Raw genomic sequence first — 22,310 nt, forward strand, 5'->3', positions numbered from 1 at the left:
ATAGTGGTCGCTCCCCATACAGGAAACGATTCGGTGAGACGACAAAAAAACACCCAGGAACAAGGCGCGGAGCAGGAACGACTGGCGGCGGGTTATCTACGCCAACAGGGCCTGCAATTGCAGGAACGTAACTACCTCTGCCCACATGGTGAAATTGACCTGATCATGCAAAGCGAGAGTGAGTGGGTTTTTGTTGAAGTGCGCAGTCGACGACTTTCACAATTCAGTACCGCACTGGAAAGCATTGGCCCACAAAAACAGCAACGCCTATTGCGTAGCGCTGAACACTTTCTGGCCAGCCGACAAATTTCAGACGCCCCCTGCCGTTTCGATGTCGTCGCCATTTCACTTCTACCCGATGGCCGCTCTGATATAGAATGGCTGCCAAATGCCTTTGGGGCCTAGCCTCGTTTGAAAAGAGCCGAGCATGGATCAACACGTAATCAATCTGTTTCACCGCAGCATCGAAGCTAAAATGCAGGTCGGTGAGCAACTGGCCCCATTAATCGCCGAAGCCAGCGAAATGATGGTGCACGCCCTCGTTAACGACAATAAAATTTTACTCTGCGGCAACGGCAGCAGCTGCGCTATCACCCAGATATTTTCGGCCAGCCTGATCAATCGCTTTGAGAATGAGCGCCCCAGCCTGCCCGCCATCGCCCTGGGTACCGACGCGACCTCTCTATCGGCGATTGCGGATGTTGCCAGTTACAACGACGTCTACGCCAAGCAAGTTCGCGCCCTCGGTCAGCCGGGCGATATTCTGGTGTTGATTTCCAGCAGTGGAAAACCTGGCAATCTGATTCAGGCGGTACAAGCTGCCCACGATCGCGATATGTCGGTGATTGCCTTAACCGGTCACGATGGTGGGGATATTTCTGCCCTTCTCGATGTCAACGATATTGAATTGCAGGCTCAACTGCATTCAAGGCCGAGAATTCACGAGGTTCATTTACTCACCGTATTCTGCCTCTGTGATTTAATTGACCAACAACTATTCGGAGTTAGTAGCCCAGATGAATAAAGCATCCGGACTTTTCAAAGCAGCCCTGATTGCGGGTTGTGTACTAAGCATAAGCGCCTGTACCTCGATCATCAGCGCGACCACTGATAAACCGATTCAGCCGGACCCGAGCAAGCGGACCTTCGGCACCTATATTGATGACGAGCAGCTGGAAACCATTGCGGAAGTTAATTTGACCAAGGCCAGCCCTTCGCTGGATTCTTCTCACATCAATGTGAACGCCTTCAATGGCGTGGTATTGGTCACCGGTGAAGTGCCCAACCAAGAAGCCCGTGAGCTCGCCACGGCAACTTTGCGCAAGCTGCACAAGGTGCGCCAGGTCTTCAATGAACTGAAAATTCAGGGCAACAGTTCTTTTCTTGGACGCACCAACGATTCCTGGATCAGCTCCAAGGTCAAAACCCAATTGCTGGCTCATGAGGACATCGACAGCGGCCGCGTAAAAGTGGTTACTGAAAATGGTATTGTCTATTTAATGGGAACCGTTTCCCGGACTCAGGCCAATAAGATTGCCAATGTAGTGAGTCGCATTGGTGGCGTTCAAAAGGTTGTTCGCACCTTCGAATACATTGATTAAGCCCAATATGCAGCACTAACAAATCCCCCCTGGCTAGCAGATTCTGCTAGCCAAACCCATTCCCAAGCCCTGTTTTGCCCGAATTTGCTCCGTATTGATTGCTAGAATAGCTATACTTTACAAATAAACAATAAAGGAGCAAGCCGTGACCGCCAATGTTGAAAATTTCGACCGCTGGATTCGCAGCAGCTTTATCGAAATCAATACCGAGCTGGAAAAGCTGTATCAACAGCAGGACGACAAAGCGAATGTTGTGGGCATTGGCGATTCCCTGAAGCGTCAGCTGGAAGAAGAAGGCCGCTCCCTGATTGCCGAGCTGCTCAGAGAGGGCAATACCGATGAAGGCTTTGATGCCGGTTTTGATCTTTTAGGCAATGTTGGCTTTTATATGGCAGCCTGTCGACGCCATGAAATTACCGAGCCTTCTCGAGAAGACACGTCGCCCTTGAAAGAAGCTTCGGCCCTGGCCTTGCAATTGGGGGCCTCTCTGGGTGTGACACCGCGCTTTGCAACCGCCCACCTGACCACACACAATCGAGCTATTAATGGCGTAGCCAAAAGCTTTACCTCTTTAGAAGATGAATTTATTTTCAATGAGTACAACACGCGTGCCGTGTTAGCCTATAAGCGTGCGGCCGATGCATTGTTCCGTACCGTGCCACTGGGCATGTCGAATGTATCTGTGCCCGATCTGCTGGACGCGGCTTACGATGCTCTGGAAGATGTTATTCGACTCAACGACATTCTCTTTGAAAAACTCGATGTCAACGCATTCTTCTATCTGGTACGTCCTTACTACAAACCCTATCGCGTGGGTCGCGAGATTTATCGCGGTGCCAATGCGGGTGATTTTGCCGGCATCAACATTATCGATCTGATGCTGGGCCTGTGTCGCGCTGATGATTCCTATTACTCACAATTGCTCGTCGACAAAATGCTTTATATGATGCCGGAAGACCAGCGCTGTTTGATGGACTGCATGCGTCGCCCCAGCCTGATGGATCAATTACTGCAAAGCCCGGACAGCGAGCAAGACAGTGAATGGTTCCAGTTGGTGGCCAGCAAGTTTCTAAAAGTGTGTGATGCCCACGGGCGTACCGCTGCACAACACCACAACAATCTGGTTGAAAAGTTTATTACCAAACCGTCACAAGGTATGGACGAGGTCTATGCCAATAAGTTAACCGCCAGTGGTCCACCACTGCCCGTCTTGCTGCGCTCCCTGGCCAAGCTGCGGGATCTACGCCTGGCGGCCGAACGCGATGATATTCCGAGCCGATATCGCGATATCGAGACCATTCGAAACAGCTTGAGGTAACTATGGGTCGAGACGACTTTCTGCTGCCCACTCAACGTTATATGCTGAGCCACTCGGTAGGCTTGGCATTACGCAGCAGCCAGCAACAATGGCAAAAAGCTTTCTTGCAACCCTGGCAGGAAAACCCGGAACAGGCCTGGCCAAACTGGCTACAAGCCATTGATGGTTTTCGCTCAGCACTCGGAGAACTGCTCAATGGCAATACTGAAGATTTTTGTCCGCAAAGCAATTTATCCAGTGGCTTCAGCAAGATCCTCCAAGCCGTGCCAGCTCCGGCCAATCGCAACATTATCTTACTGAGTGAGGAAGATTTTCCCAGCATGAGCTTTGTGGCTCAACAGGCCAAGGCATTTGGTTGGGAGGTCCGATTTTTACCCGACACCATGGATTTGCAAAACCTGGAGCAATGGCAAACGCAGTTGAAAGACGATGTCGGCCTGGTGCTGCTTACCCATGTGTATTCCAATTCCAGTTTGCGCTTACCGATAAGCGAACTCCTTGAACAGTGTCGACAGCAGGATATTTTTTCCGTTGTCGACATCGCCCAGTCTATCGGAGTTGTCCCCATTGACTTGCAACAGTGGCAAGCAGATTTTGTGTTGGGCTCCTGCGTAAAATGGTTGTGCGGCGGCCCGGGCGCCGGCTTTATGTGGGTTAACCCTGAAAAGCTGAGTCTCTGTCAACCTAAAGATGTGGGCTGGTTTTCACATCAGGATCCGTTTGAGTTTGATGTGCATGATTTTCGCTACCATGAAAGCGCTCTGCGTTTTTGGGGGGGTACACCTTCCGTGCAGCCCTATGCGCTGGCACAACACAGCATTGAGTATTTTCAACATTATGGTGTGGAAAAGTGCTGGCAACACAATCAGACTCTCACCGAACAACTGCGCATTGCAGCCAGGGAAGCCTGTGTCACTCCGGCATATCGTGGCGGCACCATTGTGTTACGATTTAATCAGCAGGACGCCTTTGTGAATGCATTGGGTGAAGCTGACATTCAGTTTGATCAACGCCCGACAGGGGTTCGAATCTCCCCGCACATCTACAATGATCAAAGTGATATCGATTCGGTCATCGCCTGCTACCCCAACAGCTGATATTGAGTCGGGAATGTAAAAGGATTCGTCGAAAAAGAAATTTCTGAAAAACGCTATCAGAGCCTAAAGGCTCTGATAGAAGTTAACCGTTTTAAATTCTTCAAATTCACCCAGATCAGGAAAGGTGACCGAACGTTTTACGGCGATGGCTTCGTATCCCGGCTCACTAAAGTTTTTCACCCGTGAATCCGCGATCAGTGTTTTTTTAAAACACCTGCGAAACTTTTCCAGCAGGGGTTTGTTCTCCCAATCGTAGAGCACATCAGCCGCCATCACCAGGTCCACCGACGCATCGGCAAGACCGAAACAATCGCGATTAATGATCAAACGATCATCATGAGCAAAGCCATTGAGTTCTGCATTCGCCTGAACCGACAGCAGTGCACCTTCATCAAGATCACTGGCGTAGACCGTTTTAGCCCCTGCCATTAAGGCAGCAATTGCGACGATGCCGGAACCCGTTCCAAAATCAACAATGACTTTGTCTCGCACCAGTTCAGCCTGTTCCAGAATCATGGCCGCCATGGCCTGACCACTGGCCCAACAGAATGACCAGTAGGCGGGTTTATCGAATACTGCCGCGATAGTTTCTTCACTTAAACGCGCATCCATAATGGCCGGGTTAACCAGCCACAGAGAAATATCGGGAACATCGGGCAATGTCGTCGGCAGCAGTTCTGCGTGAGGCAAGGTTTGCCGAAAGTGTTGCAACAGTTCTTTCGGCGCACTTATCGCACTGGGCATAGCGTCTTCTCTTTTCGTCTTGATTGGGCCTTGACGGTATTTCAAATTACCAATGTATCAGGACTTGTTTTCTTCTTCGTCTTCAACAGGCTCAAGCAAATCGATGCTATCGGGCGCATCTGCTGCTTCCCCGGAACCCAGCAGCACACCAATCCAATGGGTGTCTTCATTGCTTTCCAGGGCAATCTTAACGGTCATTGTGAGCGGAACCGAGAGCAACATTCCCACCGGGCCAAGTACCCACCCCCAGAACACCAAAGACAAAAACACCACCAGGGCGGAAAGATTCAAACCTTTACCCATCACCCGAGGTTCAATGCCATTACCCACAACGGTATTCACGGCCAAATAACCCGCGCCCGTGAGTAGAGCACTCATGGGCCCCAACTGAACCAATGCCAAAAGCACGGCGGGTACAGCGGCAAGAATCGAGCCCAAGCTGGGAACAAAGTTGAGCAAAAAGGCCAGCAATGACCACATGACCGGGTAGTCAACACCCAGGATCAACAACCAAACAAAAACCAACACCGCCGTGAGCAGGCTGATCCACATCTTAATGGCCATATAGTGATTCACCGATTCGGTAAACCGCGCGATAGCACCGACACCGAAATTTTTCTTGGCGGCTTTGAGCTTGTCAGAAAACCCGACCTCTTCCGCCATAATAAAAATCACGGTTAACAAAATCAGAAACGCTTCGGTCATCATGCTGCCAAAAGAAGCCAGCGTATTACCCGCGATTCTCAAGGCGGCACCCGGATCAATATTGTCTGTCAGGATGGTCGTTTCAAGATCAATGCCATAGCCCTGCAATCGAGTAATCAGCCCCTGAAACATAGTCGTAAGGCGTTCCTGATAGACCGGAATATCCTGACGAAACTCAGCGACCGAACTGCCCACCACCGCACTGATAGCGCCGCCAATGGCGATGATCAATACAATAATGGAAACAATTGCCAAGCCGTTGGGTAAACCGCGTTTTTTCAGCCACAGTAATAAGGGTGAACACACCACAGCAATGAACAGGGACAGTAAAAACGGAACCAGAATGGATTCCGCCGCTCGCATACCGGCGACGACGACAACAAAAGCTGCGGAAACGAGAATAAAACGCGAAACGCCGGAAAATTCACCCGGTGCCGGATTGTGTATTTGCATTAATGGTCTTCCTTTTAAAGAGAATTACGCCTTTTTCTCACGCAGTTCCTGTAACAGCTGTTCAATAACCTGAATGCCCGCTTGGGATAATAAATGTCCACTGCGGGTCTGGCCCAGATAATAATGTTCTTCCAATTCAACACAACGTAATCGAATGGCTTCCAGTTCCGGGTTGTGTCGAATCGGTACCGAAGTGAATACCGACCAGTCATTTTCCGTCGCCTGCCCATTAATCACCAGCAGTAGAAAATTTTCCACCGACAGCGCATCGAGTCGATAGTGTGGTGTTTTGACCAGACTTAACACCACAATAACCGATGCCAGAATCACAGTGCTCAGAACAATTAAGATCAAAAACTCCATAGATCCCCACCGACGAACATGGTATCAATTAGACGAACCAGAAGCTCATTGAGTGAATCCGCCCCAATTCCACTGACCGCCTCAGGCGCTAAAAATCATCCTCAAGGCCAGCAAAACGGTAATCGCAATCATCACCGGTTTAATCAATGCTGCCCCCTTGCTGATGACCAGATTTGAGCCCAAACGCGCACCGATAAACTGGGCGACGGCCATAATAATCGCCAATCCCCAGAGCATCTGGCCAGCAAAAATAAATACTATCATAGAGGTCATATTGACGGTGAGTACCAGGGGCTTGGTATGCGCCGTCGCTTTACGCAGGTTATAACCGCGAAGACTGGCAAACGCCACGGCAAAAAAAGAGCCGATCCCCGGACCGAACACTCCTCCATAGAAACTGATTCCATTGATGCACAGTCCGTTAAACAGTGGCTTGCTCAACTTCGCTGGACGATCTTCATCGCTCAATGAAGGCGAAAACAACATATAGGCCGCCAGCAACAGCAACAGGTAAGGAATCACAGCCGACAGCCACTGGCTCGGAATCAGCTGTACCAGAATCGAACCGAGAATAGCGGCAACAAACGCACAGACCAGCCCGCCCATCAGGCCTTCCCGTTCAATTTGCCCCTTGCGAAAAAAGTTAATGGTGGACGATAAGGTTCCAAAGACACTCTGGAACTTATTGGTGGCGAGAGCGTTCAGAGGCGGCACCCCCAGCCACAGCAACACCGGCAATACGATCATCCCGCCACCACCAGCGATAGCGCTTATAAACCCTGCCAGGAAAGCAATGGCTGCTAAAAACAGGCTCACCCACAGCGGAAAATCCAGTCCCCAATCCACGTCTGTCCAACTCTCACATACATCTGGCAACGCCGTCTTGAGGTTCAAATCCGGCGCGCTCTTCCTCGTTTGTTGCCTAATCATTTGCCAGGCTCTGCCGATAATAGAGGCATCGCCCCCGAATTTCAGCCCCCACAACAGGATTGATGGCCGACATGGCCACAAAGGCGAAAGGAAACAAGAACACTCCCAGCGCAGATACGCAACCACGGTGGTCTATCGGCGCTTATCCACCGTGTTAAGAGGTTTTACTATGGAACTAAGTCAACTGATCAATAATGCAACCGACCTCCCTAAGATACCGGAAGTCGTACAAAAATTGTTGGATAGCTTCAACAGCGCCGAATCTGATGCCGACTCTATTGCCGAGCAATTAAGTCAGGATCAATCGCTCACGGCCAAAGTACTGCGTATGGCGAACTCTTCCCACTTTGGTGGCGCCCGCAAAATCGGCAGCGTTAACGATGCCGTCGTTTTCCTGGGCTTAAACAGCCTCCGTACACTGGTGCTCGCTTCGGGCATCGCGTCCTCCTTTAAGGCCCCGGAGCATATCGACATTAAACAATTCTGGCGTGACAGCTTTGCCATGGCCGGAGCCTGCCGCTGGGTATGTCAATTCAGCCAACGTGAACTGGACCGGGAGCTGGCCTTCACCTGCGGAATGATGCATAACGTCGGCACCATTTTGATCAGCATTCTGTGCCCGGAAGACGCCTTGGAAATCCATCATCTGGTTAGCCAGGGTGCCAATCGCGAAGACTTGGAGCAAAGCCGCCTTGGCTTTACCAACGTAGAAGCCGGCGCCGAGCTATCTGAACGCTGGCGTTTCCCTACCGCGATGGGAGATGCACTGCGCTACCAATACAACCCGGCGGACAGTGAATCCGAGTACGCCGCCGTTCTGCATCTGGCTCACTATGTGGTTGCCATGAACGCCTCTGAGAATAAGGAAAGCATGATGGCGAACTTCCCAAGCGCCATTGCGGAAGGCATCGATATTGATCTGGTTGCGATGCTGGAAGACGTCGACAACGCCTGTGATGACAACTTTGATGATTTGTTCGCTTAAGTGACGGTCAGTCTTGCCCCCGGAAGGGGGCTTCTTTTCAGGCTGAACCGGGGTGCGTTTATAACACCACTTCAATCAGGCGGGGCCCTTTCCCCTCAACAGCCGCTTTGAACTGAGCTTCAAATTCCTCCACATTGGTCGCCCGTGACGCAGTAACTCCCTGACCTTCAGCAATTTTCACCCAGTCCAGGCTAGGATTGGAGAGATCCAACATGGATTTCGCACGCTCGCCCGGATTTTCAACACCGACTCGCATCAACTCCAGATTCAAAATCGCATAGCTGGAATTGTTGTAAATCACCGTAACCACATCCAACTGTTCACGCGCCATCGTCCACAGAGCCTGATTGGTGTACATCGCCGAGCCATCTGCCTGGAGATTAATCACCTTACGCTCCGGGCAGGCCACAGCGGCACCCACAGCAACGGGCAGGCCCTGGCCAATCGCGCCCCCAGTGAGCGTCAGCCAATCATGTGGCGCCGCACCTTCATACATGGCGTAGGAAAAGATGCCCGAGGTATTGGCCTCATCAGAAACAATCGCGTTCTCAGGAAGATAATTGGCAACCACCGCACCCACTGCCTCAGCGGTAAACGCTTCTTCCTTGCCAGGTATTGCTGGAAGAGCGGGGTCTTCAGGCATCTCCAGTTCAGGAGCGCCCAAGCTATCCGCAAGACGCTGCAAGGCATCCAATTGATCATCCTGCGCAGTCGCGACACTGTGAATCTGACAATCCTCTGGCGTCAGCACACTGGGCTTGCCTGGATAGGCAAAGAATGACACCGGGGCTTTCGTACCAAGTACGACCATATGCTTAACGTCTTTCAGCACCTCGGCAGCAAACTCACCGAGGTATGGCAGCCGCTCAACGGACACCCGACCACGGCCACGCTGAATTCGAGCGGGAAAAACCTCACACACTATTTTGGCGCCGGTTGCTTGCTCAATGCGGCGGGCGAGGACCAGGCCCTCTTCACGTAATGCACGACCGCCTAGAAACAGGCAACACTCCTGCCCTTTCTTCAGCGCCTCAGCCGCTTGGGCAATACTGTCGTCGCTCACCCTGGGGCGCGTCTCCGGTGCCACCGGTGGCACGGCTCCTTGAGATTCCGTCCAGGCATAATTGGCGGGCACGATCAAATTGGTGATACGGCCCGCATGGGCGGCAGCAACCGCATCCGCGCCGTCTTTTGGCATCTCATCGGCACTTTGACAGGTGCGCAGCCAATTGGTGTGCAGACTGGCATGACCTTCGATATCCGAGGTCAACGGAGCATCAAGAGGAATATGATCAACAGCGTGCTCACCGATAATGTTGACGATGGGCGAAAAGGCGCGTTTGGCGTTGTGCAGATTGGCCATGCCATTGGAATAGCCTGAGCCCAGATGCAGCAATGTGGCGGCGGGTTTATCCGCCATCCGGCCATAGCCATCCGCGGCACCGGTTACCACACCTTCAAACAAGCCAAGAATCGGACGCATGCCGGGAATCTTGTCGATGGCCGCCACTAATTGCATTTCCGACGTTCCCGGGTTGGCAAAACACACCTCTACCCCGGCATCAATCATGGTTTTCAATAAGGCTTCGGCACCGTTCATCGACATGGCTGTCTCCTGATTATTATTGAGCTTTTGCTTAGCGCGGCTTGTATTATTGTTTTCTGTCTTGCCTTGCATATCCCGCAAGTAGACAGTGAAGCATTCTAGTTTAGAATAAGCAGCCTTGTGGCACTGTCGTTTAGGCGACAACCCTGAAAAACCATCATCCCAGAGCATGCCCATGATCGATAATCCCCCGAACGGAGAAAATCGCGACAGTACCCTGAACTGGATTGCGCAATTGCCTGCGGCTGTAGAAGCCGAGGTACGGGCGGCCATGAAACCCAAACCCCTGAAAGCCGGGGAATCCATCTACCACTTCGGCGAAGAAGCCGATGCCCTTTACCAGGTTATCTCGGGCAGCGTGCAGACCAGTAATGTCACCGCCGAAGGCAAGGAAATTCTTTTGCATATCATGCAACCCGGGGAGTGTTTTGGGGAAATCGGCATTATTGAGGGCTCACCAAGGGCACAGAACGCCGAAGCCAGAGAAGATTGCGAACTGGCGGCCATGAACAAAAAAGAGTTCAATGAACTCAGAAAGCGCCACCCTGAAATCAATGAAGCTATTTTGCAGATGCAGTGTACCCGCCTGCGCATGGTTTTTATGTTTATCGAAGACAGCGCTCTTCGTCCCCTGCGCCAGCGCCTCGCACGGCGCCTGGTGTTAATGGCCACCATGATGGGCGCCCAGAAAGGTGAACAAATTTTTATCAAACTGACCCTCTCCCAGGAAGAATTGGGCAAAATGCTTGGTGCCTCACGGCAATCCATCAATAAAGAGCTCAGCTACCTGGAAAAAGAAGGCATAGTGGATAAGAGCCGGGATGGAATCTGCATTCTCGACCCTGCGGCATTAAACGCAATTACCTGATATGCTTGCGCCGCTGACTGGCCATTTACACCGACAAACCTATACAAAAACAATCGCCAGCAGCCAACGAGACACAACAACCATAGCCATTAGCAAAGCATTATTATGACCAGTAACGAATCTTTTATTGTCGATCATCAAGTCGACAGTTGCCGTTTTATCATTCCCAACAGCCAGGCCGTATTGGAATACCAACTTGATTCAAAACAGAATCGTGTCGACTTCAGCCGTACTTTTGTTCCTCAGGACCTGCGCGGTAGCGGTGCTGCCCAGGCCTTAGTCAGCGCAGGTTTGCGCTGGGCGCGAGATGAAGAGCTTTCCATTGAAGCCAGCTGTTGGTACGTCGAGAAGTTTTTGAGGCGAAAAAAGCCGTGAGCATCACCCTTAACCGTGGGCAGCACAAAACTCGATGGTAAACACTGACCTTATTATTTTGGGGGCCGGCGCTGCTGGTCTGATGTGTGCCTGGCAAGCAGCCGCTCGCGGACTTAAGGTCACAGTTCTGGAGCGTGCCAAGCGCCCCGGCCGAAAAATCCTGATGTCCGGTGGCGGTCGCTGTAACTTCACGAATCTCGACGTCGAAGCCCGTCATTTTCTCTGTGAAAACCCTCATTTTGTAAAATCTGCACTTAAGCAATACAGCAATTGGGATTTTATTGGCAAGGTAATCGAACACGAGATTCCCTACCATGAGCGGGATCTCGGCAAACTGTTTTGCGATGACAGCGCGAAAGATATTCTCAATATGCTGCTGCTGGAATGTGAGGCTACAACCCGGGTAAACCTCATCAGCCAGTGCGATGTGCAAACCGTCGACAAGCCCAAAGACGACTTCCTGCTGCAAAGCAATAAAGGCCAGTTCAGTGCCCCACAACTGGTGGTCGCCACAGGAGGCCTATCAATTCCGAGCATGGGCGGAGGCGAGTTTGGCTATCAAATTGCGGAACAGTTTGGTCTCACCCTTTTGCCCACCCGAGCGGGCCTGGTGCCATTTACGTTCAGTGATGCCGCGGGCAAGATCTTTGAATCCCTGGCGGGCATCGCCATCGACGTCACCCTGTCCAATGAGCGAGCCAGCTTCAGCGAAGCGGTATTATTTACCCATCGTGGGCTCAGTGGCCCGGCGAGCTTGCAGCTCTCCAACTACTGGCACAGTGGTGAAACTATCCATATGGATCTGCTGCCCAGTCTGGACGCCCGGGCATTCCTGCTGGAACAAAAACAGCAGCAGGCAAAAGCCAAATTGCGCAGTCTGTTAAGAGACCTTCTGCCGAAGGCATTGATCAAGCATCTTGAACAACTCTGGTGGCCGACGGAATCCGATCGGGCCATGGCCGAGTTCAGTAATCAGCGCCTTGAGGAAATTGCCCGCCAACTGAATAACTGGGTGTTAAAACCCTCGGGCACCGAAGGCTATCGCACAGCAGAAGTTACTCTGGGGGGGGTCGATTGCCGGCAACTGTCTTCCAAAACGATGGAAGCCGAAACCCAGTCCGGCCTGTTCTTTATCGGCGAGGTAGTGGATGTTACCGGCCACCTGGGAGGTTTTAACTTTCAATGGGCCTGGAGCTCCGCTTACGCCTGTGCCCAAGCCCTAAAGCCGGCTTCCGAAGCCAAACAATAAAGCGTCATCGTAAGTTCGGACATGTTTTCGCAGCCATACTGGTCTATGCTGCCGTTCATTCAAAGACAATAGCGAGCCATTGATATGAATCTAGCCATTATTTGCGGGAGCCAGCAGCCTGACTCCCAGAGCCTGAAAGTTGCCCATTTTCTGAAGCAACGCCTGGAAGCGCTCTCACTCAGCGAGCAGTGCTCAGTAATTGATTTGGGCGAACAGCCATTAGCGCTTTGGGACCCCAGCATCTGGCAAGGCAATCCGGAATGGAAAGCGATCCTCACTCCGATTGGTGAGACATTAAAGGCTGCGGATGCTTTTATCGTAATCTCTCCGGAGTATCACGGCATGGTGCCAGCCGCATTGAAGAACTTCTTTTTGATGTGGGGTGGCGGTGAGCTGGCTCATAAGCCCGCTTTACTCGTTGCGGTATCGGCGTCCGTTGGCGGCGCGTACCCAATCGCGGAGCTGCGCATGAGCAGTTATAAGAACAATCGCATCAGCTATATGCCCGAGCATTTAATCGTGCGAAATGCTAGCAAGGTTTTAAATGAAGACATTGGCGGCGAAGACGATAAAAAACTGCGTAGCCGTATCGATTACAGCCTGAGCTTACTTTCCGAATACAGTAAAGCTTATCAAGGAATTCGAGAAAGTGGCGTTATCGATCTCAAAACCTGGCGCAATGGCATGTAAACAAGAGCTGCTCCAAAGCCCAGCTCCGCCTGGGCTTGTTTCCTTCCAGACTTGTTCCTTTCCGACCGGCTTCCTTCCAGTGTTTCGTTTTCCAGACCTATTTTCCAGACCCAAATCGCATTAACTTATTCCAAGCGCCCTCAAAAACCCCACACTTAACTCAGCCCCAACCAAGCAATACGTTTCTTTACCCAGCTTGAACCTACTTTAGGTCGACATCCTTATACTAGAAACCGTTGTCGAATGGCTCACAACAGAGCCCAAACCAAATTTTTGAGGACAGTCAGATGCTTGTTACTTCTATTGTGTTTCCAGTGGTCTTTACCCTACTGGGTCTGATTGCGAAGGACGATTTAAGTAACTCCTTCAGCAATTAAGTTTCATACCCCCTGCACCTAGGTGCATTTACTCTGCGACGCTTAAGCCCCATAACTCCCGGGGCTTTTTTTATGCCTGTCGAAAAGTGCGTGAAATTGGGCAGGCAATTAATCCGCTTGGGAAGACGCCACAGGATTGGCAAGTGGCCACACTGCCCACAGCATAATGGCCGAAAACACACCCTGACTCAGTAACGCTACCCACCATAAAACATCGGCAAAATAGCCTCCCAACCAAATCAGACACAGCCAACTGAATACCAGGCGCAACAGTTCCCAACGCAGATCCTGTTTATCGAGCATGATGCCAACCGTCACCAGCGGTAAACTCATTACCGTCCATAGCAAATACAGTTGGGCCATATCAAAGCTTTTAGCTTCCGTGGCGAGATACAAAGAGGCTAGGGCCGCCAACGTAATTTGCAATCCAGCATAGAACTTCATCCACATTGGCGCAGGCGGATTGTATTTTTCAAACGTTTCCAAAGGGTATTTTTTGATGGGACGAGATTTCTCCACGTCCTCGGGTCGCCAGCCAGTCGGCATAAACCAGACTCGCAATTTATCTTTCCAACTTGCGGTGTAAAAAGCATCCTGGGCCATTTGCCACCAAAGCTGAAGATTGGCTCGCCAGGGATTAAAACTTAACAAAGGGCGGCGCACGCCATAGATAGGAGGTGTTGCATCTTTCTCTTCCTGAAAGGTACCAAACCACTTATCCCAAATAATAAACACTCCACCGTGGTTTTTATCAATGTATTCCGGGTTTTGCGCATGATGAACACGATGATGGGAGGGCGTTACCATGAGCGCTTCGAACCAGCGGGGTAAACGATGAATATGGCGCGTATGCACCCAAAATTGATAAATTAAATTCCAGGCCGCGCACACTACAATCATCTGCCAGGGAATACCCATCAATAACATGGGGATGGAAAACACCCAGGTGAGAATGTGCGTGCTCGGTTGGCGCAGTGCCGTGCTGAGATTGTACTCTTCACTCTGGTGATGCACAGCGTGGCCAGCCCATAAGAAATTAATCTCATGGCTGAAGCGATGCTTCCAATAATAGAAAAAGTCGTTGATAACTAACGCGGCGCACCAAGCTAATATGGATTCCATTGACCACAACGGAAAAAGAAGACCGTTAAGGCCAGACATCGCCCAGATACCGAGAGAAAAAGTCACCAGGCGAGTGGTCTGGCTCAAAACACCCGTGGCGAGGCTACCAACGGTATCATTCAAGCGATAGTATCCGGCTCCGGTACGTCGGTCGTACCAAATCTCAAATAGCATTAGCAACACAAATGCAGGCGTTGCATAATTCAAGATTCCCACAGGCCTGAACTCCTAAAGTTAGTTATCATTATTTTTGGCACACTATACTATGAATGGCCTGCAAAATAACCATCACAATTCACGGAGCCCGATGATGATTCAAGCACAAGATACGATACCCGCAGTTGAGCTACAGATAATGGGCGATAGCGGCCCGGAAACCGTCAACAGCGCCGAGCTGTGTAAAGACAAGAAGGTGGTCCTGTTCGCCGTACCGGGTGCGTTCACCCCAACCTGCAGTGCGGCTCATTTGCCAGGTTTTGCCGCTTCGGCTGAGGCTCTGAAAGCCAAAGGCGTCGACTCGATTATCTGCACTTCGGTCAACGATGTTTTCGTCATGCACGCCTGGGGATTAGCCAATGGCAGTGAAGACGTTGTAATGCTGGCTGATGGCAACGGTGAATTTGCCGAAGCCCTCGGACTGACGATGGATGCGAGTGGATTCAAGATGGGCAGCCTGCGTTCCAAGCGCTATGCCATGATTATTGAAAATGGTGTTGTACAGCATGTTGCCGTCGATAACAAAGGCCTGGATTTGAGCAGTGTTGAAGCCATTTTGGCAAAACTGTAAACCCTGAATCGGGTTTAATAAAAAAGACCTGGAACCTGCGCCGTTTATTGTTTGCGACGGCGCATGTCTCCGATCACGGTTTGCAAGGCACGATCAAATAACTGGCCGTCGTTCAGAACCGATAACTTTCCATCCTTAATAGCCCAGGCCAAATCATCCAAACCCAGTTCCAATACTTTTTTGCCCTGTCGACTGACAAATACATAGCGCCCCACCGAAGGCAAAATTGCCGCCAAACGACAACGCTGGCTGTTGCCGTCTTCAACCCATTGCAACCATGCTCCCTGGCTCAAACGTCGAGCTTGACGCATGGCAGGATCACCGGGTGATAAACTTTCTCTTGCAACAACGTGCTCTTCCTGGGTTTCCTCGGGGGCCTCTGAAGCTTCAGAAGATGGCGCTTCCGGATTAAGAGACACATCATCTTCTGCGAGCAGGATTCCACTCTCTGCATTCTCGGCACAGGCAAAGTCCAGATCCGCGCTGACATCCCTTCTGGGGCGTTGTTCACGAACATGGTTTTCGACGGCTTCAAACCAGGCCCGACTTTGAAAGCTGTCCAAACCAACATCGGCCAGATCGCCTTCCATTTTCTGTACCAGTAACGCCAGCTCGGCTTCACTGTTGCTCTGGGTACAATTGCGCAACAAAGTGGCTAACTGTTCCGCCATATCAAGCTTTTCGCTCCAGGCAACACTGTCGGCACCCTGCTTTAGATACACCATTTGAAGAACACGCGCCCAGGCCTCACGGAGCAAGGCTTGCCCCACACCGGGCAGCCCTTCGCAGGCCTTATTCAAGACGTCACTGACCGCCGCTTTCGCTTGGGTTGTGAGTGCTTCACCGCGAACCTGATCCACGGTTCTCTGGGCAACCAGTTCCGCTCGACGCTGTTCGCGATCCAAAAACTTACGCAACTGCTGATGCAGTTCCGTAAAGATCGACACATCATCAACAAATTCGTCCTGCACGCGCTGCACGATCATTTCGAGTTGCTGCAACAGAGCATCCTGTTTGCGACGTTCGGCGTCTTCGGGCTCTTCCCAACCCAGTGCGCAACGTGCCATTTCATTCAGCAATTGTCTGGCGGGGTGGCTGCCAGCTTGCAAAAACGCCGCATCAGCCAAAGCAACTTTGAGCAAAGGAATCTGCATACGAGACAACACCGCACGCATTGGAGCCGCCAGATTTGGATCTTCCCATATGTATTCAAACAACATATGGACAAGATTAATGATATTGCGATCCAGTTGAGAAACATGGCCCTGGCTCATTAACAGCTGGGACAGTTTTTCACTTAATGCTCGGGAATCTTCCTGAGTCTGCAAGGCCATCGAAGCTTGCTGGCCTTGAAAGCCTGCCAGAATCTGGCCCAACTGCTGAGTGCTCAGACTGCTTTCCTCAATCTTGTTGTTGAGCGTAGGGATCAACGATGTGTCATCGTCCATCAACTGATGCAAATCACCCAAGGCGTGTCCCTGCACCTGAGTGTCGTGACGCACACGGGTGCGGCGAGTATTGAGTTTGGCGCGGCGCTCGCGACTGATCTGGCGTTGTAAGTCCGGCAATACCCCCTGCTCAGCCATTCGCTGATTCAACAAGGCGTAAGCATTCCCCAACTGTTGCAACACACTGCGTTCGAAAATTTTCAATAACAGTAATTTGATACTGATGGCGACTGAAAGCGCGTCGAGTTGCCCAGCGAAACACTGGGTCAGCTTTTCAACATCACAGGGCAAACGATTGGCATTGTCTTCGCCTTTCTTGCCCAACAGATGGAAACAACGGCGCCATAAATGATCGAGATTCTGTTGATGTTGTTGGCGATGGGCAGTCACCATGGACTTGATCGCCACCTCTTCTTCGAAAGCCTCTTCGGACACAAGCTGCACATCATCGGCACATAAATCTTCATTATCGTAAACACTTAAGGTGCCGGGCTGAGTCGACGACGTACGCTGCAATTCAACAAAGGAATTGCGCAAGGTTTCAAAGAGGGATTGGGCCAATGTGGCCTTGGACATACGAAGCGCTCGCATGGCTTCAAAATACTGACTTTGCTCCTGATTATTGCCAGCGATTTCCGCCCGCTCGAACAGCGCATCATCGGACTGATTGAAAAATTGGCTCATGCCCTGCTGGAGCACTTTGGACAATAACAGATGAACAGCCTGGATTCCCCGGGGCAATTGGCTTACCGGCTTGTGTACCGGCTCATCAAGGGCTTGCTTATTGCGCAGCTTCGGCGGGGCCGTGCTGGGTTTAGCCGCCTTGAGAGGAATGACATTGTCTTTGCTGTTAACCATAAATCACTGAACCTGGTAGGCAGTCCATGAGTGAATACAACGTCGTCTGTCAGTATGTTCAGACGAATCAGCAGAAGCTTCCTGTGCCCCACCAACTAAGATAATAGTCTTAATTTATTCTCAATTGGGCATAAAAACGACGTACTGTTAGAATGATTGATAATAATTTGATGTAAAGCACGCTTTCGGCGCTATAAGATCACACTTTGCTGGCAGCTGCTTTATCGCTGGCGGCTTATTCAACAAACCACCTGCAAGCCACCCTTTGCTTTTAGGATGTTTTTTTACTCCGGAGGACATCAAAATGGACGACAGCGCGAAAATGGGACGTGGCATGATGTACCTGGCCTGGATAACAGCGCTGGCATTGCTCGCCTTTGGTTTTAACGCCTGGCTCGAAAAACGCGATGAAGAACGTTATCAGCCCTACAGTGAGCGAGAGGGTGAAGTCATCCGTGTCGATATCGAAGGCAATCGCCAGGGCCATTACCTGAGTCAAGGCTACGTCAACGGCAAGCCGGTGCGCTTTCTATTGGACACCGGCGCGACCCTGGTAGCGGTTCCCGAAGCCCTCGCTCGCAAGTTGGGCATGCCCAAAGGGCAGCCCGGCTACGCCAATACCGCAAACGGCCGCTCGCGAGTGTATATGAGCCGAATCGATCGTTTGGAGCTGGGTGATATACGCTTGCAAAACGTCGCTGCGAGTATCTCAACCGGCATGGAAGGCGATGAAATTCTCCTCGGTATGAGCGCCCTGGGCCAGTTGGAGTTCACTCAACGCGGCAGAACCCTGAGCCTGCGCCAGCACCGGACTGGAAATTAGCCTGCCCCGCCACGTATCGGTCCTCGCATTTTTACCCTCCCACCCTCGAACCGAGACGGCGACCATGGGGCATCTTAGCGCTTCAGCTATGGTACAATTGCCGGCTTTGGACTGTTAAAGAGAAGCCCCCATGGAGCTATCTGCGCTCACTGACGAAATTAGCCGCAACGTCGCAGCGGCCCTCAAAGAAGACATTGGCGATGGTGATATCACCGCTGCCCTGATTCCCGAATCCCAACAAGCCAATGCCCGTGTGATCACACGCGAAGATTGCGTCATCTGCGGCGTCGCCTGGGTGAACGAAGTCTTCCATCAGCTGGATCCAAACGTCAGCATCGAATGGCAGGTAAAGGATGGCGATTTCGTAAAAGCCGACAGTGTGCTGTATACCCTGAGCGGTTCAGCACGCAGCCTGCTGACCGGTGAACGGGCCGCCTTGAACTTTCTTCAACTGTTGTCCGGTACGGCAACCGCCTGCCAGAGCTACGCGAACCTGGTGGCACACACCCGCGTCAATATTCTGGACACCCGCAAAACCATTCCCGGCTTACGCCTGGCGCAAAAATATGCGGTCAGCCAGGGCGGCTGTCACAATCATCGTATTGGTTTATACGACGCTTATCTGATCAAAGAAAATCACATTGCTGCCTGCGGTGGCATTGCCCAAGCCATTCAACAGGCACAAACCAATCAGCCTGGTAAAGCCGTCGAAGTTGAAGTGGAATCCATGGATGAATTTCAACAGGCGCTCGATGCCGGTGCCGATATTGTGATGCTGGATAACTTTGATAATGACATGTTGCGCGACGCAGTTGCCTTGAATAAAAAGCATGAGCAGCCAGCGAAACTGGAAGCTTCCGGCAACGTCAATCAAACAACCCTGGTTCCCATCGCTGAAACCGGCGTGGATTATATTTCCATCGGTGCGCTTACCAAGGACTGCAAAGCCGTCGATTTATCGATGCGCCTGACCATGGCGTAATAGTTCGCCAAATTCAAAAAAGATACCAACAAAAAGGGCGACCCAAGGTCGCCCGTTTTGTTTCACATTGTGTTCGCTCTTTTGCTAGAGCGTAAAACGGCCGACCAGCTCGTTGAGCCTCGACACTGAACAGCTTAAATCCGATGCGGTTTGCTTGGTTTCCGCCGAGCCCTGCTGCACCGCCGAACCCAGTGTCGAAAACTCTTCAACCTGCCCTTGAATACGGCTCGCGTTCTCGCTCGCCCCGGTATTCAACTCAGCGACCACACGACTGGACTCGCTGAGATCCAATATGGTTTCCTGAATCTGATTTAATGTTGAGACCGTTTGCTGAGCCATTTGCGCTGATTGTTCCGCTTGCTTGGAATTGTTCTCCATGGAATGCACGACACCACTGATGGCGTTCACGAGAGCCGTCAACATATTGTTGATTTCTTCCGTTGACTGTTGGGTGCGATTTGCCAGAGTACGAACCTCATCCGCAACGACAGCAAAACCGCGACCGGATTCTCCCGCACGTGCTGCTTCAATGGCAGCGTTCAAAGCCAGTAGATTGGTTTGCTCGGCAATTTCAGCAATGGTTCCCACCACACTGGAAACCTGATCGCCGGTGCTGCGCAATTCGGAAAGTTGCTGGGAAGACACTTCAATATCCTGAGCCAGACGCACCACACTGCCCGCAGTTTGACGCACTTGCTCTGCCCCGTTCTCCACGGCTTTCGAACCATTTTGAGCCGCCTTGTAACTTTCCTCCGAGCGATGCAAGCCCTGCTCCACCGAACTGTGCAGGTCGCGCATGCGGCCATTTAACTGTTCGATTTCAGCGTTCAGTTGCACAACTTGTTGATCGGTATTGCCAGAATGACTTTGCATATCTTCCGAGGCCGAAGCTACACCGCGACTGACATTCTGCACATCGGCCAGCGCCGATTTCACGCTGCTCAACAGATTGTTCACACTCGATGAAGCGGTACTGATTTCATCGGAACCCGACACCGACAGCTGCGTACGTAAATCTAGCTCTTCCGCTACAAGGGTTAATCTATTGGCCAAATTCGAAATGGGTTGAGAGATGGTTCGGCGACTGAACCAGAACGCACCAATGGCCACACCCGAAATGGCAAGCAACATCAGCAAGACCAGACTGGTGATTGCGCTGATGTCATCACGGATCATCGCTGCGCTTTCATTTGCATCGCGTTCCAGAGTGTTTTTTATGGTTTGTAAATCTGTGTGGGTCGCATCTCTCTCAGACTGCATATCTGCCAAAGTCTCACGAGCGCCATCCCAATCGATGCTCTCTGCGGACATAGTGTCCAGCAATTGTCTGGAGATATTATCCAGCGTTGCCACTCGCTGAAGCATCGCTTTGCTGTCTTTGCGCAAGGCAGGAATACCCAGGGCTTTTTCAATCGCACGAGTGCTTTCAGCAAGTTGGGATTGAAACTGGCCACTGTCGATACTGGTGCTGTAAAAGGCGTAGGAAGCAATCATCAGCTTATCCACCTGCTGCCCCAATTGCTCAATTGCCGACACTGCCGGCAGAGTTTCATCCACAAAGCGCTCGGTACGCATTCCGACATTGTTGGCATTGGAGAAAAGAAAAATAGCAGCAACTGCACTCACCAACAACACCGCCAGATACCCTAGCAAGGCTTTCATACTGATCGAATTCACAATAGACTCCTAATATAACGTCAGCCTTCCTTTTGGCTACGGGTGTTTTACTCATCGCCCCAAACATCCCTCGCAGGCAGTATCGGCTTCGAGTGGATTTTCTGAAGTTCAATTGATGATTTAAGGGTTAAATTCCACATGTTCAAAACCATTCGCCACGCCCTGTTTTGCCTCGTTCTCACCTTAGGCTTCGCAACGAACCCCGCGACAGCCGACACCAATGTCGCCATTGTTATTCATGGCGGTGCTGGCAATATCAAAGCCGCCAATTTGAGCCCTGAACAGGAAGCCAGATACAAGGAAAAGCTCCAGGAAGCACGCGATCGCGCTTATGAACTGCTGGCCAACGGCGGCAAAAGTATCGATGCCGTGATTTTGGCCATCACCATTCTGGAAGACTCTCCCTTGTTTAACGCGGGAAAAGGGGCGGTTTACAACTTTGAAGGCGAGCACGATCTGGATGCATCGATCATGGAAGGCAAACAGCAACAGGCGGGAGCCGTTGCTGGCGTTCAGACCGTTAAAAACCCGATCAAACTGGCCCGAGCGGTGATGGAGAAATCCGAACATGTGTTTCTCTCTGGCCGTGGCGCTGAAGCCTTTGCCAAACAGGAACAACTCGAGCTGGTAGACAACCGCTATTTCAATACAGAAGGACGCTATAAATCCCTGCAAAAAGCCAAAAAAGCCCTGTTGAAAACCAGTTGGCATGAAATGGATCAGAACCCGGAAATCGACTACAAGATGGGTACTGTAGGTGCTGTTGCCCTCGATAAATACGGCAACATTGTCGCTGGCACCTCAACCGGGGGGCGCACGGCCAAACGCTTTGGGCGCATTGGTGATTCTCCCGTTATTGGCGCGGGTACCTGGGCCGACAATAACAGCTGCGGCGTCTCGGCAACGGGTCATGGTGAATATTTCATTCGCTTTAATGTCGCCGCTGATATCTGCGCTCGAGTAAAATATCAGGGCCTTTCCATCCAGGAAGCCGCTGATCAAGTGGTGAGAAAAGAGCTGGCTGATATCAACGGCAGCGGCGGAGTCATTGTTCTCGACAGTCAAGGTAACGTCGCCTATTCCTATAACAGCAAGGGCATGTATCGCGCCTACAAGCGCAACGATACAGATCAGCACGTAGGTATTTACTAGGCCACCGCGAACAAACCACCAGTATCCCTGAAAAGTTTAAGGTAAAGATAAACCCTCCCTGCCGATAAATTGTAGAAATATAAAACAACTCTTCGGTGCC

General features: G+C 51.4%; 22 protein-coding genes. 14 read left to right on the forward strand and 8 right to left on the reverse strand.

What is annotated here, in order from left to right:
* Positions 1-33: 33 nt before the first annotated feature.
* The 5 genes from G8768_RS14995 (at position 34) to G8768_RS15015 (ending at position 4,016) form a co-directional block, all read left to right on the forward strand.
* Positions 34-405 carry a YraN family protein gene (locus G8768_RS14995; protein ID WP_341801013.1) on the forward strand — a complete coding sequence of 124 codons (372 nt, stop codon included), beginning with the start codon at positions 34-36 and terminating at the stop codon, positions 403-405.
* 22 nt (positions 406-427) lie between these two features.
* Complete coding sequence (locus tag G8768_RS15000) at positions 428-1,024, forward strand: SIS domain-containing protein (protein ID WP_166845294.1); 597 nt, start codon at positions 428-430, stop codon at positions 1,022-1,024.
* Positions 1,017-1,601, forward strand: a complete 585-nt coding sequence (locus G8768_RS15005) for a BON domain-containing protein (protein WP_166845292.1) — start codon at positions 1,017-1,019, stop codon at positions 1,599-1,601. The genes G8768_RS15000 and G8768_RS15005 overlap by 8 nt, the downstream gene beginning before the upstream one ends.
* 145 nt (positions 1,602-1,746) lie before the next feature.
* A complete protein-coding gene (locus tag G8768_RS15010) occupies positions 1,747-2,919 on the forward strand; it encodes a monodechloroaminopyrrolnitrin synthase PrnB family protein (protein WP_166845290.1) in 1,173 nt (390 codons plus the stop codon).
* Between the two features lie 2 nt (positions 2,920-2,921).
* The gene (locus G8768_RS15015; RefSeq protein WP_166845288.1) at positions 2,922-4,016 is read left to right on the forward strand and encodes an aminotransferase class V-fold PLP-dependent enzyme; all 1,095 of its coding nucleotides are present in this window, start codon (positions 2,922-2,924) and stop codon (positions 4,014-4,016) included.
* Positions 4,017-4,079: 63 nt separating this feature from the next.
* Here G8768_RS15015 and G8768_RS15020 read toward each other — a convergent pair whose 3' ends face one another.
* The 4 genes from G8768_RS15020 to G8768_RS15035 form a co-directional block, all read right to left on the reverse strand.
* The gene (locus G8768_RS15020) at positions 4,080-4,760 is read right to left on the reverse strand and encodes a class I SAM-dependent methyltransferase (RefSeq protein WP_166845286.1); all 681 of its coding nucleotides are present in this window, start codon (positions 4,758-4,760) and stop codon (positions 4,080-4,082) included.
* Positions 4,761-4,817: 57 nt separating this feature from the next.
* On the reverse strand, positions 4,818-5,918 hold the full coding sequence (locus G8768_RS15025; RefSeq protein ID WP_166845284.1) for an AI-2E family transporter: 1,101 nt from the start codon (positions 5,916-5,918) through the stop codon (positions 4,818-4,820).
* A 24-nt stretch (positions 5,919-5,942) separates the two neighbouring features.
* A complete protein-coding gene (locus tag G8768_RS15030; protein WP_166845282.1) occupies positions 5,943-6,281 on the reverse strand; it encodes a hypothetical protein in 339 nt (112 codons plus the stop codon).
* Between the two features lie 81 nt (positions 6,282-6,362).
* Positions 6,363-7,211, reverse strand: a complete 849-nt coding sequence (locus tag G8768_RS15035; protein ID WP_166845280.1) for a TSUP family transporter — start codon at positions 7,209-7,211, stop codon at positions 6,363-6,365.
* A gap of 169 nt (positions 7,212-7,380) precedes the next feature.
* On the opposite strand from G8768_RS15035, the gene G8768_RS15040 reads away from it, so the two are divergent.
* On the forward strand, positions 7,381-8,196 hold the full coding sequence (locus G8768_RS15040) for an HDOD domain-containing protein (RefSeq protein ID WP_166845278.1): 816 nt from the start codon (positions 7,381-7,383) through the stop codon (positions 8,194-8,196).
* Between the two features lie 58 nt (positions 8,197-8,254).
* Here G8768_RS15040 and G8768_RS15045 read toward each other — a convergent pair whose 3' ends face one another.
* Positions 8,255-9,802, reverse strand: a complete 1,548-nt coding sequence (locus tag G8768_RS15045; protein WP_243749505.1) for an acetolactate synthase large subunit — start codon at positions 9,800-9,802, stop codon at positions 8,255-8,257.
* A gap of 175 nt (positions 9,803-9,977) precedes the next feature.
* On the opposite strand from G8768_RS15045, the gene G8768_RS15050 reads away from it, so the two are divergent.
* From G8768_RS15050 to G8768_RS15065, 4 genes are all read left to right on the forward strand, one after another.
* Positions 9,978-10,670 (forward strand): Crp/Fnr family transcriptional regulator, encoded by a 693-nt coding sequence (locus tag G8768_RS15050; RefSeq protein ID WP_166845276.1) that lies wholly within the window; start codon positions 9,978-9,980, stop codon positions 10,668-10,670.
* A gap of 105 nt (positions 10,671-10,775) precedes the next feature.
* Positions 10,776-11,045, forward strand: coding sequence for a GNAT family N-acetyltransferase (locus G8768_RS15055; protein ID WP_166845274.1), 270 nt, complete (start codon positions 10,776-10,778; stop codon positions 11,043-11,045).
* Between the two features lie 34 nt (positions 11,046-11,079).
* A complete protein-coding gene (locus G8768_RS15060; RefSeq protein WP_166845271.1) occupies positions 11,080-12,294 on the forward strand; it encodes a BaiN/RdsA family NAD(P)/FAD-dependent oxidoreductase in 1,215 nt (404 codons plus the stop codon).
* An 84-nt stretch (positions 12,295-12,378) separates the two neighbouring features.
* Positions 12,379-12,984 (forward strand): NADPH-dependent FMN reductase, encoded by a 606-nt coding sequence (locus G8768_RS15065; RefSeq protein WP_166845269.1) that lies wholly within the window; start codon positions 12,379-12,381, stop codon positions 12,982-12,984.
* A 485-nt stretch (positions 12,985-13,469) separates the two neighbouring features.
* On the opposite strand, the gene G8768_RS15070 is transcribed toward G8768_RS15065, so the two are convergent.
* A complete protein-coding gene (locus G8768_RS15070; protein ID WP_166845267.1) occupies positions 13,470-14,657 on the reverse strand; it encodes a sterol desaturase family protein in 1,188 nt (395 codons plus the stop codon).
* Positions 14,658-14,793: 136 nt separating this feature from the next.
* On the opposite strand from G8768_RS15070, the gene G8768_RS15075 reads away from it, so the two are divergent.
* Positions 14,794-15,270 carry a peroxiredoxin gene (locus tag G8768_RS15075; protein WP_166845265.1) on the forward strand — a complete coding sequence of 159 codons (477 nt, stop codon included), beginning with the start codon at positions 14,794-14,796 and terminating at the stop codon, positions 15,268-15,270.
* 44 nt (positions 15,271-15,314) lie between these two features.
* Here the strand turns inward: G8768_RS15075 and G8768_RS15080 are convergent, their stop codons facing one another.
* Positions 15,315-17,576: a DUF1631 family protein gene (locus G8768_RS15080; RefSeq protein WP_166845263.1), complete on the reverse strand. Its 2,262-nt coding sequence runs from the start codon at positions 17,574-17,576 to the stop codon at positions 15,315-15,317.
* Between the two features lie 304 nt (positions 17,577-17,880).
* On the opposite strand from G8768_RS15080, the gene G8768_RS15085 reads away from it, so the two are divergent.
* Both G8768_RS15085 and nadC read left to right on the forward strand, forming a co-directional pair.
* A complete protein-coding gene (locus G8768_RS15085) occupies positions 17,881-18,399 on the forward strand; it encodes a retropepsin-like aspartic protease family protein (protein WP_208020186.1) in 519 nt (172 codons plus the stop codon).
* 130 nt (positions 18,400-18,529) lie between these two features.
* A complete protein-coding gene (nadC, locus tag G8768_RS15090; RefSeq protein WP_166845261.1) occupies positions 18,530-19,381 on the forward strand; it encodes a carboxylating nicotinate-nucleotide diphosphorylase in 852 nt (283 codons plus the stop codon).
* 84 nt (positions 19,382-19,465) lie between these two features.
* Here nadC and G8768_RS21300 read toward each other — a convergent pair whose 3' ends face one another.
* The gene (locus G8768_RS21300) at positions 19,466-21,058 is read right to left on the reverse strand and encodes a methyl-accepting chemotaxis protein (protein WP_166845259.1); all 1,593 of its coding nucleotides are present in this window, start codon (positions 21,056-21,058) and stop codon (positions 19,466-19,468) included.
* 138 nt (positions 21,059-21,196) lie between these two features.
* Here G8768_RS21300 and G8768_RS15100 point away from each other — a divergent pair, with 138 nt between their 5' ends.
* Entirely contained in the window at positions 21,197-22,210 is a 1,014-nt protein-coding gene (locus tag G8768_RS15100) for an isoaspartyl peptidase/L-asparaginase family protein (protein ID WP_166845257.1), read from the forward strand.
* Positions 22,211-22,310: the final 100 nt, after the last annotated feature.

It is taken from the genome of Pseudoteredinibacter isoporae (assembly GCF_011602085.1).
Lineage (GTDB): Bacteria > Pseudomonadota > Gammaproteobacteria > Pseudomonadales > Cellvibrionaceae > Pseudoteredinibacter > Pseudoteredinibacter isoporae.

Bases quoted from the DNA above. Each gene is read 5' to 3' on its own strand.
- G8768_RS15000 (WP_166845294.1), top strand. From the start codon at position 428: ATGGATCAACACGTAATCAATCTGTTTCACCGCAGCATCGAAGCTAAA.
- G8768_RS15005 (WP_166845292.1), top strand. From the start codon at position 1,017: ATGAATAAAGCATCCGGACTTTTCAAAGCAGCCCTGATTGCGGGTTGT.
- G8768_RS15015 (WP_166845288.1), top strand. From the start codon at position 2,922: ATGGGTCGAGACGACTTTCTGCTGCCCACTCAACGTTATATGCTGAGC.
- G8768_RS15020 (WP_166845286.1), bottom strand. From the start codon at position 4,760: ATGCCCAGTGCGATAAGTGCGCCGAAAGAACTGTTGCAACACTTTCGG.
- G8768_RS15025 (WP_166845284.1), bottom strand. From the start codon at position 5,918: ATGCAAATACACAATCCGGCACCGGGTGAATTTTCCGGCGTTTCGCGT.
- G8768_RS15030 (WP_166845282.1), bottom strand. From the start codon at position 6,281: ATGGAGTTTTTGATCTTAATTGTTCTGAGCACTGTGATTCTGGCATCG.
- G8768_RS15035 (WP_166845280.1), bottom strand. From the start codon at position 7,211: ATGATTAGGCAACAAACGAGGAAGAGCGCGCCGGATTTGAACCTCAAG.
- G8768_RS15040 (WP_166845278.1), top strand. From the start codon at position 7,381: ATGGAACTAAGTCAACTGATCAATAATGCAACCGACCTCCCTAAGATA.
- G8768_RS15045 (WP_243749505.1), bottom strand. From the start codon at position 9,802: ATGTCGATGAACGGTGCCGAAGCCTTATTGAAAACCATGATTGATGCC.
- G8768_RS15050 (WP_166845276.1), top strand. From the start codon at position 9,978: ATGATCGATAATCCCCCGAACGGAGAAAATCGCGACAGTACCCTGAAC.
- G8768_RS15055 (WP_166845274.1), top strand. From the start codon at position 10,776: ATGACCAGTAACGAATCTTTTATTGTCGATCATCAAGTCGACAGTTGC.
- G8768_RS15060 (WP_166845271.1), top strand. From the start codon at position 11,080: ATGGTAAACACTGACCTTATTATTTTGGGGGCCGGCGCTGCTGGTCTG.
- G8768_RS15065 (WP_166845269.1), top strand. From the start codon at position 12,379: ATGAATCTAGCCATTATTTGCGGGAGCCAGCAGCCTGACTCCCAGAGC.
- G8768_RS15070 (WP_166845267.1), bottom strand. From the start codon at position 14,657: ATGCTATTTGAGATTTGGTACGACCGACGTACCGGAGCCGGATACTAT.
- G8768_RS15075 (WP_166845265.1), top strand. From the start codon at position 14,794: ATGATTCAAGCACAAGATACGATACCCGCAGTTGAGCTACAGATAATG.
- G8768_RS15080 (WP_166845263.1), bottom strand. From the start codon at position 17,576: ATGGTTAACAGCAAAGACAATGTCATTCCTCTCAAGGCGGCTAAACCC.
- G8768_RS15085 (WP_208020186.1), top strand. From the start codon at position 17,881: ATGGACGACAGCGCGAAAATGGGACGTGGCATGATGTACCTGGCCTGG.
- nadC (WP_166845261.1), top strand. From the start codon at position 18,530: ATGGAGCTATCTGCGCTCACTGACGAAATTAGCCGCAACGTCGCAGCG.
- G8768_RS15100 (WP_166845257.1), top strand. From the start codon at position 21,197: ATGTTCAAAACCATTCGCCACGCCCTGTTTTGCCTCGTTCTCACCTTA.